A 2595-nucleotide genomic window follows, 5' to 3' on the forward strand; every position below is an offset into this window, starting at 1 on the left:
CGCCGGCCGCGGCGGCTGGCGGGAGCCGGCACGGTGGTCCGCCGGCGGCTGCTGGTGGCCGTACCCATCCTCGCCGCCACCAGCGTCGGCATGTTCGCCCTCGGCGCGGCCTCGCCCATCGACCCCGCCCAGCAGTACGCGGGCGCGGCGGCGTTCACCGCGACCGAGGAGAACCTGGCGCAGATCCGCGCCAACTGGGGCGTCGACGACCCGCTGCCCGTGCAGTACCTGCGCTGGGTGGGCAACCTGCTCCAGGGCGACCTGGGCTGGTCCACCAGCCGCCACGAACCGGTCACCGCCGTGCTCGCCGCCCGCGCCGGCTGGACCCTGCTGCTCGTCGGCGCCGCCCTCGCCCTCGTCCTCGTGGCGAGCCTGCTGCTGGGCACGCTGGCCGCGTACCGGCGGGGCGGCTGGTTCGACCGGGCGCTGCGCGCCACCGCGTACGCCGTGCAGTCGATGCCGGTGTTCTGGATCGGGCTGGCCGCGATCGCCCTGTTCGCCCTCACCCTCGGGTGGCTGCCGGCGGGCGGGCTCACCGACATCACCGCCACCGGCACCGACCCCGCCGACGTGGCCCGGCACCTGATCCTGCCGGTGGGCGTGCTGGCGATCGCCCAGATGCCGTGGTTCGTGCTGTTCATCCGGGACGCCGTCGCCGACAGCCTCCGCGACGACCACGTCCTCGCCGCCCGGGCGCGGGGGCTGCCGGGCCGAACCGTCCTGTTCGGCCACGCCCTGCGTACGGCCCTGCTGCCGTTCCTCACCCTCGTCGGCACCCACCTGCCCGAGCTGATCGGCGGCGCCGTCCTCGTGGAGACCGTGTTCTCCCTGCCCGGCCTCGGCGCGGTCACCGTACAGGGCGCGCTGGGCAGCGACTTCCCGCTGCTGGCCGCCACGACCCTGGCCACCACCGTCGTGGTGCTGGCCGCGAACCTGGGCACCGACCTCGCCTACGCCGCCGCCGATCCCCGGGTACGCCTCGATGACTGACCTCGCCCTGCCCGCCCGGGTCCGGCGGCCGAAGCCGCGTACGGGCCGGGTCGGTGCCGCCGTCGCCTGGGCCGTGCTCGTCGGCGCGGGCCTGGCCTGCCTCCTCGCCCCCGTCCTCTGGCCGCTCGACGAGAGCGCGGTGGACCTGGCCCGTACCCGGCTGGCGCCATCCTGGGCGGACCCGGCGGGCACCGACGACCTGGGCCGCGACGTGGCCCACCGCAGCCTCTACGGCCTGCGGGTCTCGCTGCTCGTCGGCGCGGTCGCCGCGCTCGTCGCCACCGTGATCGGCGGCCTCGTCGGCGCGGTGGCCGGCACCCTCGGCGGCTGGGTCGACCGGGTGCTGATGCGGGTGGTCGACACCATCGCGGCGCTGCCGCACCTGCTGCTGGGTATCTTCATCGTCGCGATGCTGCGTCCGAGCCTCGGCGCGGTGATCCTGTCGATCGGGCTGACGCACTGGCTCTCCACCGCCCGCATCGTCCGGTCGGAGCTGCTCAGCCTGCGTACCCGGCCGTTCATCGACGCCGCGATCTCCGGCGGCGCGAGCCGTGCCCGGGTCATCACCCGGCACCTGCTCCCGCACGTGCTGCCCCGGTTGGCGCTGGCCACCACGCTGATGGTGCCGCACGCCGTCTGGCACGAGACCGCGCTGTCCTTCCTCGGCCTGGGCCTGCCCCCGCACCTGGCCTCGATCGGCAACATGATCAACGACGGGCAGCGGTCCCTGCTCACCGGCGCCTGGTGGGCCAGCATCGTGCCCGGCCTGCTCCTCGTCGTCGTCACGCTGGCCCTGGCCGCCCTCACGGGCCGGTGGCGCGACCGCCTCGACCCGCGCGTACGAGCGGAGCTGCACCTGTGACCACCACCCGCGAGCCCACCGCCGTCCGGGCCGACACCGCCGCCCCCGCCGGCAGCGCCGCCACGGGCGACGCCGTCGCCCCGGCCGGTGCCACCGCCGACGGTCGGCCGGGCCTGTTGGAGGTCGACGGGCTCACCGTCCGCTTCGAACTCCGCGACGCCGTCGTGCAGGCCGTCACCGACCTGCACCTGACGATCCACCCGGGCGAACTCCTGGCGGTGGTCGGGGAGTCCGGCTGCGGCAAGTCGGTGCTCGCGCACGCCCTGCTCGGCCTGCTCCCCGGCAACGCCACCGTCACGGGTCACGCCCACCTGCGCCCGCCCACCGGGGCGCAGGTCGACCTGGTCAACTCCTCCGAGCGGCACCTCGCCCGCGCCGTACGCGGCCGCGCGGTCGGGCTGGTGCCGCAGAGCCCCGCCACCGCCCTCACCCCCGTACGGACGGGCCGGCGGCTGCTGGAGGAGACCCTGCGCGCCCACGGGCGCACCCGGCGCGAGGCGCCCGCGGCGGCCGAGCGGGTCGCCGACGACGTCGGGCTCGACCCCGCCGACCTCGACCGCTATGCCCACGAGCTCTCCGGCGGCATGGCCCAACGCCTGGCCACCGCCCTCGCCCTCGCCCCCGACCCGCCGCTGCTGCTCGCCGACGAACCCACCACCGTCACGGGTCACGCCCACCTGCGCCCGCCCACCGGGGCGCAGGTCGACCTGGTCAACTCCTCCGAGCGGCACCTCGCCCGCGCC

At 76.4% G+C, this 2595-nt stretch carries 3 protein-coding genes; all 3 read left to right on the forward strand.

All coding sequences use genetic code 11. The features are described from left to right. Positions 1–15: 15 nt before the first annotated feature. Positions 16–990, forward strand: coding sequence for an ABC transporter permease (locus tag F6X68_RS32125; RefSeq protein ID WP_151457755.1), 975 nt, complete (start codon positions 16–18; stop codon positions 988–990). Further along, positions 983–1852 carry an ABC transporter permease gene (locus F6X68_RS32130; RefSeq protein ID WP_151457754.1) on the forward strand — a complete coding sequence of 290 codons (870 nt, stop codon included), beginning with the start codon at positions 983–985 and terminating at the stop codon, positions 1850–1852. Before F6X68_RS32125 ends, F6X68_RS32130 begins: the two co-directional genes overlap by 8 nt. Beyond that, positions 1849–2595: ATP-binding cassette domain-containing protein (locus tag F6X68_RS32140; protein ID WP_225852562.1), on the forward strand; the 747-nt coding region annotated here is incomplete at its 3' end. The genes F6X68_RS32130 and F6X68_RS32140, both read left to right, overlap by 4 nt.

Origin of the sequence: Micromonospora sp. AMSO12t, from assembly GCF_008806585.1 — a bacterium.
In the GTDB taxonomy this organism is placed as follows: domain Bacteria; phylum Actinomycetota; class Actinomycetes; order Mycobacteriales; family Micromonosporaceae; genus Micromonospora; species Micromonospora reichwaldensis.